13 protein-coding genes are annotated in these 13,885 nt (G+C 64.2%); 7 read left to right on the top strand and 6 right to left on the bottom strand.

All coding sequences use genetic code 11. From position 1 onward, the window contains the following. Positions 1-25: 25 nt before the first annotated feature. The 6 genes from LDO29_RS20515 to LDO29_RS20490 all read left to right on the top strand — a co-directional run bounded on the left by LDO29_RS20515 (position 26) and on the right by LDO29_RS20490 (position 5,694). Complete coding sequence (locus tag LDO29_RS20515) at positions 26-1,156, top strand: iron-containing alcohol dehydrogenase (protein ID WP_224081592.1); 1,131 nt, start codon at positions 26-28, stop codon at positions 1,154-1,156. Positions 1,157-1,167: 11 nt separating this feature from the next. Further along, a complete protein-coding gene (locus LDO29_RS20510) occupies positions 1,168-2,310 on the top strand; it encodes an acyl-CoA dehydrogenase family protein (protein WP_224081591.1) in 1,143 nt (380 codons plus the stop codon). Between the two features lie 28 nt (positions 2,311-2,338). After that, positions 2,339-3,994 (top strand): acyl-CoA synthetase, encoded by a 1,656-nt coding sequence (locus LDO29_RS20505; protein ID WP_224081590.1) that lies wholly within the window; start codon positions 2,339-2,341, stop codon positions 3,992-3,994. Between the two features lie 74 nt (positions 3,995-4,068). Further along, positions 4,069-4,461, top strand: a complete 393-nt coding sequence (locus LDO29_RS20500; protein WP_224081589.1) for a hypothetical protein — start codon at positions 4,069-4,071, stop codon at positions 4,459-4,461. Positions 4,462-4,864: 403 nt separating this feature from the next. Further along, positions 4,865-5,227, top strand: coding sequence for a hypothetical protein (locus LDO29_RS20495; protein WP_224081588.1), 363 nt, complete (start codon positions 4,865-4,867; stop codon positions 5,225-5,227). Between the two features lie 239 nt (positions 5,228-5,466). Next, positions 5,467-5,694, top strand: a complete 228-nt coding sequence (locus LDO29_RS20490) for a hypothetical protein (protein WP_224081587.1) — start codon at positions 5,467-5,469, stop codon at positions 5,692-5,694. Here the strand turns inward: LDO29_RS20490 and LDO29_RS20485 are convergent. The 3 genes from LDO29_RS20485 to LDO29_RS20475 form a co-directional block, all read right to left on the bottom strand. Further along, positions 5,666-6,331, bottom strand: a complete 666-nt coding sequence (locus LDO29_RS20485; RefSeq protein WP_224081586.1) for a hypothetical protein — start codon at positions 6,329-6,331, stop codon at positions 5,666-5,668. The two genes, LDO29_RS20490 and LDO29_RS20485, sit on opposite strands and share 29 nt — an antisense overlap. 910 nt (positions 6,332-7,241) lie before the next feature. After that, positions 7,242-8,777, bottom strand: coding sequence for an AMP-binding protein (locus LDO29_RS20480; protein ID WP_020201298.1), 1,536 nt, complete (start codon positions 8,775-8,777; stop codon positions 7,242-7,244). Between the two features lie 33 nt (positions 8,778-8,810). Continuing rightward, positions 8,811-9,764 carry a Bug family tripartite tricarboxylate transporter substrate binding protein gene (locus LDO29_RS20475; protein WP_224081585.1) on the bottom strand — a complete coding sequence of 318 codons (954 nt, stop codon included), beginning with the start codon at positions 9,762-9,764 and terminating at the stop codon, positions 8,811-8,813. Positions 9,765-9,889: 125 nt separating this feature from the next. Here LDO29_RS20475 and LDO29_RS20470 point away from each other — a divergent pair, with 125 nt between their 5' ends. Next, complete coding sequence (locus tag LDO29_RS20470) at positions 9,890-10,888, top strand: LysR family transcriptional regulator (RefSeq protein WP_224081584.1); 999 nt, start codon at positions 9,890-9,892, stop codon at positions 10,886-10,888. A 102-nt stretch (positions 10,889-10,990) separates the two neighbouring features. Here the strand turns inward: LDO29_RS20470 and LDO29_RS20465 are convergent, their stop codons facing one another. From LDO29_RS20465 to LDO29_RS20455, 3 genes are all read right to left on the bottom strand, one after another. Further along, a complete protein-coding gene (locus LDO29_RS20465; protein ID WP_224081583.1) occupies positions 10,991-11,965 on the bottom strand; it encodes an NAD(P)H-dependent flavin oxidoreductase in 975 nt (324 codons plus the stop codon). A gap of 77 nt (positions 11,966-12,042) precedes the next feature. Then, positions 12,043-13,386, bottom strand: a complete 1,344-nt coding sequence (locus LDO29_RS20460; protein WP_224081582.1) for a short-chain fatty acid transporter — start codon at positions 13,384-13,386, stop codon at positions 12,043-12,045. Between the two features lie 39 nt (positions 13,387-13,425). Continuing rightward, positions 13,426-13,881, bottom strand: a complete 456-nt coding sequence (locus LDO29_RS20455; protein WP_224081581.1) for a MaoC family dehydratase — start codon at positions 13,879-13,881, stop codon at positions 13,426-13,428. Between the last annotated feature and the right edge of the window lie 4 nt (positions 13,882-13,885).

Here is a 13,885-nt window from a genome sequence, read left to right as displayed (position 1 = left end):
GCATCGACATATCTACGAGGAAAACATGGCTGTCATCAACTACCTGACTACCGTTCACATCGACTTCGGCGCCATCCGGATGCTGGGAGCCGAGCTGCAGCGCCTGGGCATCCAGCGACCGCTGATCGTCACCGACCGCGGCATCCGCGCCGCCGGTATCGCCGACAAGGTGCTCGACGCCCTGGGCCCGGATTGCACGCCCACCGTCTTCGAGGACACCCCATCCAACCCGACGGAAGCCGCCGTGTCCGCCGCGACCGGCCTTTACCTCGGCAATGGCTGCGACGGCATCGTGGCCGTGGGCGGCGGGTCGCCCATCGACCTGGGCAAGGCCACCGCGCTGCTGGCGACCCACCCGGCACCGCTGCAGACCTACGCGGCGGTAGAGGGCGGCGCGAGCCGGATCACCAGCCGGGTCGCCCCGCTGGTGGCCATCCCGACGACTGCGGGTACCGGCAGCGAAGTGGGCCGGGGCGCTGTCATCGTCATGGAGTCCGGCCGCAAGCTCGGCCTGCTTAGTCCGTTCCTGCTGCCGAAGCTGGCCATCTGCGACCCCGAACTGACGCTGGGCCTGCCGCCGGCCCTGACCGCCGCGACCGGCATGGACGCCATCGCCCACTGCATCGAGACCTTCCTGGCGCCGGCCATCAACCCGCCCGCCGAAGCGATCGCCCTGGACGGCCTGCGCCGCGGCATAGCCAATATCGGCAAGGCCACCGCCGACGGCTGCGACCGCGACGCGCGCTGGAACATGATGATGGCCGCCATGGAAGGCGCGCTAGCCTTTCAGAAGGGGCTGGGCGCGGTGCATGCCCTGTCGCACCCGCTGGGCGCGGTGCCCGGCGTCTCGTTGCACCACGGCACGCTGAATGCCGTTCTGCTGCCGGCCGTGCTGCGCTTCAACAAGCCGGCGACCCAAGCCAAGCAGGCCGCACTTGTACAGGCCATGGGCCTGCCCGCCGGCGGGGACCCGGCTCTGGCTATCAGCGAACTCAACGCCCGTCTCGGCTTGCCGGCTGGTCTCGGCGCCATGGGCGTGCCGCGTGACGTGTTGGAGGACATCGCGGTCGCCGCCACGAAGGACCACTGCCACGCCACCAATCCCCGCACTGCCACGGTCGACGACTACTTGGCGATGCTGCACGAGTCGTATTGAGGAGAAAGACGATGTCATACATCGCAGAACACCACGAGATGATCCGCGAGGCGGTGCGCCGTTTCGCCGAGGAAGAGATCGCACCGGTCGCCCACCGGTTGTGGGAAGAGGAGAGTTTTCCCTATGAGATCTGGCGCCGGGCCGGCGAACTGGGGTATATCGGGCTGCCGTACCCCGAAGCTTGGGGAGGCAGCGGTGGCGACTGGCTTGGCTTCGCCATTGCGCTGGAAGAGATCGCCCGCGTCGATTGCGCCGTGGCGGTAGCCATCATGGCCAATTCGACGGCGGCCAGCCTGCTCAACAACTACGGCACCGATGGCCAGAAGGCGCGCTTCCTGCGGCCGATCCTGACTGGCACGCAAGTCGGCTGCATTGGCCTGACAGAGCCGAACGCCGGCTCCGACGCGGCCAATATCCAGACCCGCGCAGTGCTGAAGGATGGCTGCTGGGTCATCAATGGCGCCAAGACCTTCATCAGCAACTCGGGTTCCGAAATCACCGGCCCGATCGTCATCGCGGCGGTGACGGGAATCCGGCCCGACGGGCGCAAGGAGATTTCGAACTTCATCGTGCCGAACGGCACGCCCGGCTTCAGCCATGGCAAGAAGCTTCACAAGATCGGCTGGCGCGGATCGACCACATTCGAGCTGTTCTTCGAGGACTGCACCATTCCTGCCGAGCACCTGCTCGGCGAGCTCGGGGCCGGCCTCAGACAGACCCTGTCACAGGTGAGCACCGGCCGCATCCTGATCGGAACGCTGGGCCTGGGCATCCTGCAGGGCTCGCTGGAACGCTCCGTCCGCTACATGAGCGAGCGCACAGCGTTTGGCAAGACGCTCAACCAGTTCCAGTCGCTGCAGTTCAAGCTGGCCGACATGGCGACCCACGCACACGCTGCCCGTCTGATGCTCTACGACGCCGCGGTGGCCAAGGACGAGGGCCGGCCCTACGATCGGCAGGCCTCGATGGCAAAGCTCTTCGCAACCGAGAAGGCCATGGAGGCGGCCCACCAAGCCGTGCAGATCCACGGCGGCAACGGGATCATGACGGAATACGCGGTATCGCGCGCGTTCGGGGATGCCAAGGTGCTCGAGATCGTTGAGGGGACCTCCGAGATCCAGCGGATGATCATCTCCCGCGACGTAATGCGCTGACGCACGGCTGCAGCCAGTGAGGCAATCCATGGAATACGTCGAACACAGCGCGGATGGGCTGGAGCGCAGCCCGGTCAACTTCGTGCCCCTGACGCCGATCTCCTTCCTGCGCAGGACGGCCGAGGTCTACCCTGAGCGTACAGCCATCGTCTACGGCGAGCGCCGCACGAGCTGGCGGGCAATGCTGGACCGCAGCCGCCGCCTCGCGTCGGCGCTGGTGGCCACCGGCGTCAGGACTGGCGATACGGTGGCCGTGATGGCCGCCAACACGCCGGAGATGCTGGAGATGCATTTCGGCGTGCCCATGAGCGGCGCTATGCTGAACACGCTGAACGTGCGTCTGGACGCGGCCGCCATTGCCTTCACGCTCAGGCACGCGGATGCGAAGGTGCTGGTCACCGACACGGAGTACGCTGACGTAGTCGAAGCCGCACTGGCACTCCTCGACGACAAGCCGCTGGTGATTGACATCATCGATCCCGCCGTCGAAGGAGGCCGCAGGCTGGCGGAGATCGAATACGAGGGCTTCCTGGCCGGGGGCGATCCGTACTGGGAGGGCGGCGAGCCCGTCGACGAATGGCAGGCCATCGCCCTCAACTATACGTCCGGCACCACGGGCAACCCAAAGGGCGTGGTCTACCACCATCGCGGCGCCTATCTGGCTGCGCTGTCGAACATGCTCGACTGGGGCATGCCCCGGCACGCCGTCTTCCTGTGGACGCTGCCGCTGTTCCACTGCAATGGCTGGTGCTTCGCCTGGACGCTGGCGGCCAACGCCGGTACCAGCGTCTGCCTGCGGCGGGTGGATGCTGCCGCCGTGCTCGATGCGATTCGCGAGCACCAGGTCACGCATTACTGCGGAGCGCCGATCGTGCATGCGATGCTTGCCCACGCACCTGAAGCGTGGAAGGCGGGCATCGACCATCCGGTCCACGGACTCATCGGCGGCGCGCCTCCGCCGATGCCGGTGATCGAGGGCCTGTTGCGCATGGGGATCAGGATCACCCAGATCTACGGGCTGACCGAGGTCTACGGCCCCGCGGCGGTTTGCGTGGAGCAGCCCGAATGGAACGACCTCGGCATCGATGCGCTGGCGGAGCGGAAAGGACGGCAGGGCGTCCGCTACACTGCGCAGGAAGGCATGGCCGTGCTGCATCCCGAAACCCTTGTGCCGGTGCCGTGGGACGGGAAGACCATCGGCGAAGTCATGTTCCGCGGCAACATGACGATGAAGGGCTACCTGAAGAACCCCGAGGCCACGGCGGAAGCTTTTGCCGGCGGCTGGTTCCACTCGGGTGACCTCGCAGTCGTCTGCCCGGATGGCTATGTACAGATCCGGGACCGTTCCAAGGACGTCATCATTTCCGGCGGAGAGAATATCAACTCGCTGGAGGTGGAGGAGGTGCTCTACCGGCACCCCGCGGTGCGCGTGGCAGCCGTCGTCGCCCAGCCGGACGAGCGTTGGGGGGAGACGCCATGCGCCTTTGTCGAAGTCGTCGATGGCGCCAGGGTCGGCGAGCGCGAACTGATCGAACATTGCCGCGCCCACTTGGCGCACTTCAAGGCGCCGAAGAAGGTGGTCATCGGCCACCTTCCCAGGACGTCGACCGGCAAGATCCAGAAGTTCCTCCTCAGGCAACGAGCAAGCTCCGGCGCTCCCGGACCCGACCACGTACCGGCGTGAGTTCCCCCGTGAATGTCTTTCGGTGGCCCGCCGAGCCTGCTCTCCACATTCGGGATATCCGTGAGCGCCCGGTCGTGGCGGAGCAGAAGACTCGTGTCCGGTATCGCATCGGCAGCGAAGACCGGTTGATCGACCGCCTTGGCGACATCTTGCGCGAGATGCGTGACTGGCGCGGTGCTACCGCACGGCAGGCACGGCATCTGTCCAGGCGTCACGGTATCGGCTACCAGGCCGCCCTGCTCTTCCTCTATCGCGCGGAGATGCGTTCGGCGTGCCCGCGGCGCATGGTGATCTGTCTGGCTGCGGCGGTGGAAACTGGCATTGACTTGAGCGGCTTCCCGCCTGGATGCAGGATCGAAGAGGCAGAGCTGTCTTCGGAAGTTCGGGTCATGTATTGGGCGGCCTTACGGAGGGGCGCAGGGCGGAAATGGAGCCAGTGGCCAGGTGATGGCGCCGGACAAGTATGAGAACAGGGTAATTTCGGATGGTGGTCGGCTGAATCCGCGGTGGTACGCGGCCGTAGGCATGGCAACCTGTGACAGTTGCGCCGATCCTTTTCTGCCGTTGGCGCGCGGATTACCGAATGACTGAAATGGCGACCGTCTACCGCAGCAGCATTAGGGCGGATGACCGTTGGACTCGAATAGCCGTCATCGTGTTGAGGAAGATTCGAACGGCGCATAGGGGTCGTTCAGGGACCGTCGGGCTCTCGCCGCTGCATCTAGGTTGGCCAAGTCGGGACTAGTGCGAATCATCTGGACCGTCGGAGCGCATGCCCCCGGGCTGCGCCGTGGCCACGCACGGCAAATGTCAACCCCGTCGTTTCTTTGTCGTTAAAAGACTGTCGCTCGGGTAAACCGATCCAACATCATGAGCGGGGTAAATATGCCAGTTGATGGCAACGACGTGCCGAAATACCCAAGGGGCGACCTGCGGCGAATGCTTACCGTTCTGGCCGCGATCGACGCCATCACCGATGCGACCTTGGTCAAGGTGGTAGCGCGGACTGGCATCGATAAGAAGACTGTCACCCTGCTAGTTAAGCAAGCGGCGGCGCAGGCCGGGGTTCGTATCGAGAAGGACGGACCGGTCTATCGGCTGGTCGATTGGGGACCGGTCTTCAAGAAGTCTGGCGCGAAAATGGCATTGAACGGTGTATTAGGAACCGACTCAGTGACAGCTGCAATGCAAAAGCAAATGCCCTTGGCCATGCGAAGCATTGACGAGCCCTGACGCCGCATGGTCGACTGCATCTCGTCCTTCCTGTCCTGGGCTGGCCTTCCCGCGTTGCGATACCCCACCGGCGGTCGGGTGGAGGCGGCGACTGGCCGAAGCACCCCGCCCTTTCAGAGGCCTTCCAGCGTCCTGTCCCATAGTCGGCCCTTTGCAACGGATCCAGTGGCTCGCTCGTCAAGCTCATTGACGTGCGCCTCGTCACGCTAGACTAGCGCAGGAAGCCACATGGAGCCGCGATGGACCCGGATGACGTAATACGAGATTTCGAGCGCCTGGCGCTGGATGACACGACGGAATTGGAGGTCGACGACGCGATTGCGGGCTTGGCCGTGCTGTTGGCCGATCCTGCGATCGCGGGGAAAGAGCGGGCCTTGTTGACCCAAGTAGGTGCAACACTCTACCGGTTGGGCCTCAACGAACGGGTGGTGGCGGCGCTCAAGAAGCGAGGCGACACAGCGCAGTGAGCTCCCCCTGCGTTCGCCGTGGGTTCCAGACGAACCTGTCGGCCAAGCTTCGGGCCTGCCGTGCTGACTTCAAGTAGGCGGCTCTCGTGTCCTCATAGGTCTCGTCCGTCGGGGACATACCGAGGAAGTTTGATTTTTCGCAGGACGCCGCCTTAGCACGCAGCTCTTGAATGCGGCTTCGGATGCTCTTTTCTGTGTCTGCGTGCTTGCGCGAGCGCTCCATCTTCGCGACCACTTGTGGATTGCGCTCGAACCAGTGAACCAGAGAAAGGCAGGCGCTGAAGAACGTACGGTCGTTGACGTGGTAGTCAATCGAGTACAGCCGGTAGACCGGGATGTCCGCACCACGCTCGACCACCGCGCGTTCGAGCTCGTCGGCATAGCTGCGGTCCTGCTGGTGCTGTCGCACTTCCCCGCTGAACTGAGAAACGAGCGATTGCAGGGGGGCGATGAAAACCGGGATGACGTCGCAGTTGAGGAACAGTTCAATACTAAAGGCCGCCGCGTTGTACGTCTTTCCGATGCCCGTGTACCAGTTCAGGAGTTTAATAAACGGTCGGTCATTCGAGCGCAAATAGGGTTCCTTGAAACCCTTGAGAAAAATCTCTGTCGCAGTTCGGGATTGCTTCTTGCTCATTTCCCCGCCTCCGCGGCGCTCGGCGCACGATGAAGTCTGGTGGTGCTCCACCGATTACCGAGAGGGCTGCCCGGCTAAATAGCAATTGGCTGTGAGCTAGGGCAGGAATGGCTGAGCCGTTTGACGAACGGGTATATTGCGGTAATACCGCTGCTTTCACCGTCGCAAGGGTATCCGCCAACACGTAATACTTGGCCCGTCGGTGATCCAAAACGATTCAAGTGGCTGCCGAACAGACTTGGTACTTGATGCGAAACTGGCCTTGGCGCTCATTCCTCCATTGTCACGCCGGTCAGCATCTTGCGTTCAATTGCAAGATAGTTAGGGCTACCGGCGCACGGGCCTGATTGAAAGCAAGAGACACGCCGATCGCGACTGACTGCTGGTCTGCCGATGGTCGTTCTTTTCGCAAGAAAGGTCCGATAGCTAGTACTGTGGTAGCCAAATGACTATTTATTGCCAGCGGCCGTCCGGTGCTTCTGGACAATTGCACGAATTTCGGCGTCCAGATTCGCCTGACCCTGCAACAGCCTGGCCTCCCCGGCTCTCAGTGCCTCGGCACCTGTGGGGTCAAACCGTCCATTGACGTAGTTGGCGGAGTTCTCTTCGGGGAAGTCCTCTGTCCGGTCGTTAGCCCCCGGTTTGGCGCGGTCTCCGATCTGCTACTTTCTCATGACTTGCCTGCATCGCATAACGTGAAATGCAACGTGTGGGCACCCATCGCAGGGACAAACCGGCCGGCCGTTTTCGTCGCGGTTTCAGTCAGAGCAATTGGACTGGCCGGATGGCGCAGTAGGGTCGGGAAGCGCCAGCCGCGCCTCCCCTCAGTTGACCAAAGTCGGCCAGGCGTCGCCTTGGCAGATGCCGCTCACATGAAGAGCGGAAGCACACCTCCGTCGCCGGAACCGCCTCAGATCCGGCGCCCGGTGTGCTGCCAGTAGGCATCGCGTAGCTTGTGCTTGTGGATCTTTCCGCTTTCCTGGCGCGGCAGTTCGGCATGCAGCTCGATGAGCTTCGGCACCTTGTAGGCGGAGAGCCGGTCCCGCAGCCACGCGCGCATCGCTTCCGGATTCAGTTGCGCGCCGTCTCCGGGCTGCACGACCGCCACGACCATTTCCCCGAACTCCTCGTGGGGCACGCCGAATACCGCGCAATCGACCACACCAGGCATGCCGGACAGAACATTCTCGATTTCGGCCGGATAGATGTTCACGCCGCCGGAAATAACCATGTCGCTCTTACGGTCGCAGATAAACAGAAATCCGTCGGTATCGACATAGCCCATATCGCCCACGCATGCCAGGCCCTCGCAATCCATCGCGGTGCGTGCCTCGGGGCGATTGTGGTAGGTGAAGTCGGCATACGCGGGCTGGCGCACATGGATGTTGCCGACCTCCCCCGCGCCGAGACGGCTGCCCGCCTCGCTGTAGATGCGCACCTCGGCCTCGCTCACCGGCCGGCCGACCGAACCCGGCTTGCGGATGGCATCCGCCGACGAGATCACGGTGACCATGCCCATCTCGCTGCACGCGTACGACTCATTGATCACCGGCCCCCACCAATCGATCATGGCCTGTTTGACGGCAACCGCAAAGGGCGCGCCGGTGCACGCGACGAAGCGGACGGACGACAGATCGTAGCGCCTGCGCACCGGTTCCGGCAGCGCCAGCAGCCGCACGCACATGGTCGGCACCAGGTACAGGTGCGAGATGCGATGTCGCTCAATGGCGCGCAGCGTGCCTTCGGCATCGAACCGGGGATCCAGCACGAGAAGGTCGGTCGACAGAATGGCCTGTACACCGTAGAGGTTGGGAGCCCCGTGATACAGCGGCGCGGACAGGTACACGCGCGCATCGGCCGAGAAATCGAACACGGCCTCGACGGTTTCGCGCAGCAGGCGCGGCTGCTCCGGATGCAGGCCCTGCACGAGGCGCCGCACGCCCTTGGGGCGCCCGGTGGTGCCCGAGGTGTAGGCGAAACGTCCGCGTGGCCGGCGCGCTGGGCCGGCGTATGCTGCCTGGGCATCGCGCCAGCGCTCATAGCGGAGCACGTCTTCTGGTACGTCAACGTCATCGCACGACACCTCGTAGGCCTGCAAGGTCAGCAGTTCGGGCCCGACCGCCACCACGCGCACTCCATGCGGGACCGCGGCACGCAGTACCTCGACCAGGTCCGCCTCCATAAACAGCACGCAGGCGCCGCTGTCCTCCAGAATGTAGCCCAGCTCATCCACGGTGAACCGCCAGTCGACCGGGCAGTGGTACGCGCCGACCCGGTTACAGGCCAGCGTGATCTCGAACAGCGCGGGCGCGTTGCGCAGCACGATGGCCACGACATCATCCTCTCCCACGCCCAGTGCCATCAGGCCACCTGCGACCCGTCCGGCGCGGCGCTCGATCTCCGCGCCCTCGATCCTGGCTTCGCCATATTGCAGCGAGGCGACCATTGACTCTCTCCTTTGTCCTTTGCTGTGTGCGCTTTACTCGGGCTGCAGCCCGGCGGCCTTCACGAGGCGGCCATGCACCGCGAGCTGGTTCTTGATCAGCCGGCCGAAGGCTTCGGGTGAGGACGGTGTCAGCGGAAAGCCGAGCCGGTCCATCTGCTTGCGTACGTCCGCATTGTTCATAGCAGCCACGAAAGCCTGGTTCAGACGAGCGACCACCTCCTTCGGCATCCCTGCCGGCCCGACCAAACCGGCCCAGGGCATGATCTCCAGATCCTTCATGCCAGCCTCACGCAAGGTCGGCACATCGGGAAGCAGGCTGTTACGCTGGGCATTGATCGATACCAGCGCGCGCAGCTTGCCCTCGCGCAGGTATGGTGCGCCGATGGTCGTGCCGATCATCGCCTGCGTGCGCCCGGCGATCAGGTCTAGCATGGCCGGCGGCTCCCCCTTGTAGGGCACCTGGGTCATGTCGATGCCGGAGAGCGTCTTGAAGTGCGAAAACGCGACCACACCGGTGTTGTTGCCGGTGCCATAGCTCAGCTTTCCGGGGTTGGCCTTGGCATAGGCGAGAAACTCGTCCCGATTGCTGGCCGGCACAGCGGGATTAACGTACAGGAAGAAGCCAAAGCGGCCGACATCGGCGATCGGCGTGAAGTCAGTCAGCACGTCGTAGGGCGGCTTCTTGCGCAGCACCGGTACCAGCGACAGGTTGCCCGAGGTGGCAAGCAGCAGGCGGTAGCCGTCCGGGGCCGTGCGAGCCACCTCCTGCGCGGCCACCTGGCCTTCCGCGCCAGGCTTGTTGTCGATCACGATGGGCTGGCCTAACTGGGATGAAGCGGCCTGCCCGATCACGCGGGCCACAGTGTCGGTTGTAGCTCCCGCGGGGAATGGCACGATCAGCGTGATCGGCTTGACGGGGTATTCGGCGTGCGCGTTCGTTGCGATGGCTGCACCACACAGCAGCAGCGCGGGTATGATCCGCTTCATGTCTCCTCCGGCCTCTTTATCAGGAAAATGGGCTTGGGGAGAGTATTGCACCCTCCCTCCAGACAAGTAAGCTGGTGCCGGCGCACAGACACGTTGCGCCCGGCGCACCAATCTACCGTTCAGACATGGAACTCGACGCATATCTGTTCTTCGCCACCGTCGTGGAATCGGGCAGTTTCATGAACGCCGCGCTCAAGCTCGGCATCGACCGTTCCAACGTGAGCCGGCGCATCCGGAAGCTGGAGCGGGACGTGGAAGCGCTGCTGATCCGGCGCACCACCCGTCGCATGAGCCTGACAGAGGTCGGCGAGGCGTTCTATGCGCAGTGCACCATCATCCGCGCCGAGGTGGAGCGCGCGGATGAGCTGCTGCACACCTTCGGCACTTCAGTGCGTGGCCCCTTGCATGTGAGCTGCCCCCCGGCCGTCGGCCGCCTATACCTGACAGCCATGTTTGCCGAGTTCTGCGCCCGGTATCCCAAGGTATCGCTCTCCGTCACCTTCAAGGGCGGCGCGGTGGATATGATGGAAGGCAATATCGACTTGGCCTTGCGGGTAACCAACGAGCCCGGCGAACGCTGCGTGGCGCGGGCGCTGGGGCCGGTCGAATGGATGCTATGCGCCAACCCCGAATACCTGGCGGATCACGGGCATCCGGCGACGCCGGAAGACTTGGCCTCCCATGTCTGCCTTGGCGTACGCACGCGCGTGGGGCTCGAGTATGTGCATCAAGGCAGCGGCGACGTGCACCGGGTTTCCATCCAGCCGCATCTGGAATGCGCGGACTATGGCTTCCTGGGTGAGATGGCTGCGGCGAAGCTGGGCATCGGCCTGCTGCCCTCGTATGTCGCGGCCGAACATCTCAACAGCGGCAGGCTGGAAACCGTGCTGAACGAATACCGGCTCACCCGCTCGCCGGGTGCTGCGTTGTACGCCATCACGCTGCCAAACCGGTACACGCCCCCCCAGTTGCGCGCCTTCGTCGATTTCCTCAAGGGCAAGTTCGAGCACGGATTGCCTTGGGAAAGCGATCGACGGGGATCCCCGCCGGCACGGCCGGGGAATGCCGGGTTTGGCCCGCGCACCGGCAAGCGCGACGGTATCCCTCGACGCTCGGCGGACTGAGCATGGCGCCGGCCGCCTGGCGTCCGGGCGAGTCCGGCCTCCAACGCCGCACGCTCGCCTCCCCGGCGCAGGCGAGCGTGCTGTACAGCAGCGGCGACGTGCCTATAGTGCGGCGATGCGGATTCTCGCCTGTAGATACTCGGTCGCAAGGCGCGCAACGATCTCGCGCACCGGAGGCAGATCGCCGATCTGTCCCACGCCGTGCCCCGCGCCCCAGATGTCCTTCCACGCCTTGGCCTTCGAGCGCCCGTCCGTGAAGCTCATCAGGCTCTTGTCGGCAACGTCGAGGCGGTCAGGATCGAGCCCGGCCAGCTCGATGCTCTCGCGGACATAGTTGCCGTGGACGCCGGAGAACAAATTGGTGTAGACAATATCGGCTGCACTGGCACGCAGCAGCGCCTGCTTGTAGGCATCGCTGGCATTGGCTTCCTCGCTGGCAATGAAGCGGGTTCCGATGTAGGCGAAGTCGGCGCCCATCGCCTGTGCCGCCAGGATGGCGTCGCCCGTCGCAATCGCGCCAGACAGCGCGACCGGACCCTGGAAGATGCGCCGGACCTCGCCTACCAGCGCCATCGGCGATAGCTTGCCGCCATGGCCGCCTGCACCGGCAGCCACCACGATGAGGCCATCGACTCCCGCTTCCAGTGCCTTGCGCGCATGGCGCAGGTTGATGACATCGTGCAACACGATGCCGCCATACGCGTGCACGGCATCGATGATCTCGCGCACGGGCGCGCGCAGCGAGGTGATCAGGATCGGAACCTTATGCTTGATGCAGGTCTCGACGTCCTGTTCGAGCCGAACGTTGGAGGCATGAACGATTTGGTTGACAGCGATCGGACCGACGGTAGCACCGGGGTTGGATGCCTTGAAGGCGTCCAGTTCCCGCTTCATGTCGCCAAGCCAGGCATCGAGCAGCTCGGGCCGGCGAGCGTTGAGGGCCGGAAACGAACCGACGATGCCGGCCTTGCATTGCGCCAGCACCAGTTCCGGGTAGCTGACAGTGAACATCGGCGAGGCAATCACGGGCAACGCAAGCTCTCGCAGGACGGGTGGGATGTGGGAAATCTGAGACATGGTGGTTTCGAAAAAGGTGTGGGTCTCGCGACGGCTGCATGGAAGCAGGCGATCGGGAGCGTCAAGGAAGCCTGGACTCAGCCGAGGCGCGCCCAGATCAACAAGGTAACGCTGTACACAGCCCCGACCCACAGCATGTGGACAACGGTGTAGCCCATGATGTCCTTCAGGTGCAAGCGCGACAGGGCCAGAGCCGGCAGCAGCCAGAACGGCTGAACCAGATCATTCCAGGCATTGCCCAGCATCACAGCCATCGCCGTCTGGTTCAGCGGCGCGCCGAGCGAATGCGCTGCCGCGATCATGAAGGGACCCTGCACCACCCAATGCCCCCCCGCCGAGGGCGCGAAGAAGTTGATCAGAAACGAGCTGACGATGCCCCACAGCGTCAGCGTGTGCGGCGTGGAAATGTCGACGAAGGCGTGCGAGATACTCTCGACCAGCCCACTGCCGGCCATGATCGCCATCAGGCCCGCATAGAACGGGTACTGGAGAATCACGCCGCCGACGGCCTTGATGCCCTCGTTCAGCATCTCGACATAGCGCGCGGGCGTGCCGAGCAGCACAATGCCCGCGAACAGGATGACGAAATTGATGATGTTGACGTCGAACGCCTTGCCGGCCGCGAAGTAGCGATAGAGATAGACCGCCGCCACGGCACCGATGGCCAGGCTGAGCAGACGGCTGTCGTTGAGGCGGCTGGCTAGCGTCTTACCGCCTGCGGAGGCCGCTGCCGGCGCACCAGCGGCTCCCTGCTCGGCCGGCGCCAGCGCAGGATCGATCGGCACCACCTGGTCAGCGCGGCGGGGCAGCATCATGACGTTCAGAACGGGCAGCGTGATCAGCAGCGCCAGGCCAGCCAACAGCATGGGCGCGGAGAAGATGGTCTCGCGCAGCGGAATGACACCCATCGCGTCGGCCAGCGCGTGCCCCTTGCTGGAAATCACGATCGGAATCGTCGCCGACAGGCCGATGCCGTAGAGCGTGAAGCCACTGTAGGCCGAGGCGATGATCAGCGGGTAGTGTACGTCTCGCAGCTTCAGGGCGAGCTTCTTGGCAACGATGCCGCCGACCACCAGCCCGAATCCCCAATTGATGTAGCTGGCCACGCCGCCGACCAGCGTGGCAACCACGACCGCGGTGGCCGGGCGCTGTACCTGGCTGACCAGGGCCGACAATAGCGCGTCGACCAGCGGCGCGCGCGCCAGCACATATCCCATGACAAGGATAACGGCCATCTGCGTGGTGAAGCCGAGCAGGTTCCAGAAGCCCGCGCCCCAGTTATCGATCGTCGTGGCCACGCTCTGCTGCTCAACCACGATGGCCAGCCCCATGGTGAGGATGGTCAGCCCGATCGCGAAAACGAAGGGATCGGGCAGGTACCTGCGCATCAGTTCGGTAAAAAAGCTGGTCATGCTGTGCATGGATGTCTCCTGTTGTCGTTGTTCATGTCCGCGCCGGCGTCAGGCCGCGCTGCGCTTGAGCACCAGTACGTCGCTGACGCCGTCCTGCACCAGTGCGCCATGCTGGTCGAGCAATTGCAGGCTGCGGTTGATGCGCCCGACGCGGCGGCTCGTGCCGGCCTCCTTCTCCAGGATGCCCAGGCGCAGATGCAATGTCTGGCCGACGAGCATGGGAGCGACGAACCGCCAGTTGCCGAGCGACATCATGGCCACCACGGTGCGCTCGAAGATGCCGAGCTGGTGCATCATCCCGGTGGCCATCGCAATGCCGAGCGTGCCGTGCACCACGCGCTGGCCGTAACGGGACTGGGCGGCGAACTCGGCGTCGGCATGAATCGGGTTCCAGTCACCGGATAGCATGGAGAACATGGTCAGATCGGTTTCGGTGACGGTCCTGGCCGTGCTTTCGAAAACCTGGCCGACCTCGAAGTCTTCGAAGTAGTAGGAATGGGACATGATG

The sequence above is a fragment of the Cupriavidus laharis genome (assembly GCF_914271435.1).
Classification (GTDB): domain Bacteria; phylum Pseudomonadota; class Gammaproteobacteria; order Burkholderiales; family Burkholderiaceae; genus Cupriavidus; species Cupriavidus laharis.
The sequence above is the reverse complement of the archived record's forward strand: the minus strand, read 5'-3'. Positions and strand labels throughout refer to the sequence as shown.

What these genes read in the sequence shown, in the direction of transcription:
- LDO29_RS20515 (WP_224081592.1), top strand. Translation starts at nt 26, where the DNA reads ATGGCTGTCATCAACTACCTGACTACCGTTCACATCGACTTCGGCGCC.
- LDO29_RS20510 (WP_224081591.1), top strand. Translation starts at nt 1,168, where the DNA reads ATGTCATACATCGCAGAACACCACGAGATGATCCGCGAGGCGGTGCGC.
- LDO29_RS20505 (WP_224081590.1), top strand. Translation starts at nt 2,339, where the DNA reads ATGGAATACGTCGAACACAGCGCGGATGGGCTGGAGCGCAGCCCGGTC.
- LDO29_RS20495 (WP_224081588.1), top strand. Translation starts at nt 4,865, where the DNA reads ATGAGCGGGGTAAATATGCCAGTTGATGGCAACGACGTGCCGAAATAC.
- LDO29_RS20490 (WP_224081587.1), top strand. Translation starts at nt 5,467, where the DNA reads ATGGACCCGGATGACGTAATACGAGATTTCGAGCGCCTGGCGCTGGAT.
- LDO29_RS20485 (WP_224081586.1), bottom strand. Translation starts at nt 6,331, where the DNA reads ATGAGCAAGAAGCAATCCCGAACTGCGACAGAGATTTTTCTCAAGGGT.
- LDO29_RS20480 (WP_020201298.1), bottom strand. Translation starts at nt 8,777, where the DNA reads ATGGTCGCCTCGCTGCAATATGGCGAAGCCAGGATCGAGGGCGCGGAG.
- LDO29_RS20475 (WP_224081585.1), bottom strand. Translation starts at nt 9,764, where the DNA reads ATGAAGCGGATCATACCCGCGCTGCTGCTGTGTGGTGCAGCCATCGCA.
- LDO29_RS20470 (WP_224081584.1), top strand. Translation starts at nt 9,890, where the DNA reads ATGGAACTCGACGCATATCTGTTCTTCGCCACCGTCGTGGAATCGGGC.
- LDO29_RS20465 (WP_224081583.1), bottom strand. Translation starts at nt 11,965, where the DNA reads ATGTCTCAGATTTCCCACATCCCACCCGTCCTGCGAGAGCTTGCGTTG.
- LDO29_RS20460 (WP_224081582.1), bottom strand. Translation starts at nt 13,386, where the DNA reads ATGCACAGCATGACCAGCTTTTTTACCGAACTGATGCGCAGGTACCTG.
- LDO29_RS20455 (WP_224081581.1), bottom strand. Translation starts at nt 13,881, where the DNA reads ATGTCCCATTCCTACTACTTCGAAGACTTCGAGGTCGGCCAGGTTTTC.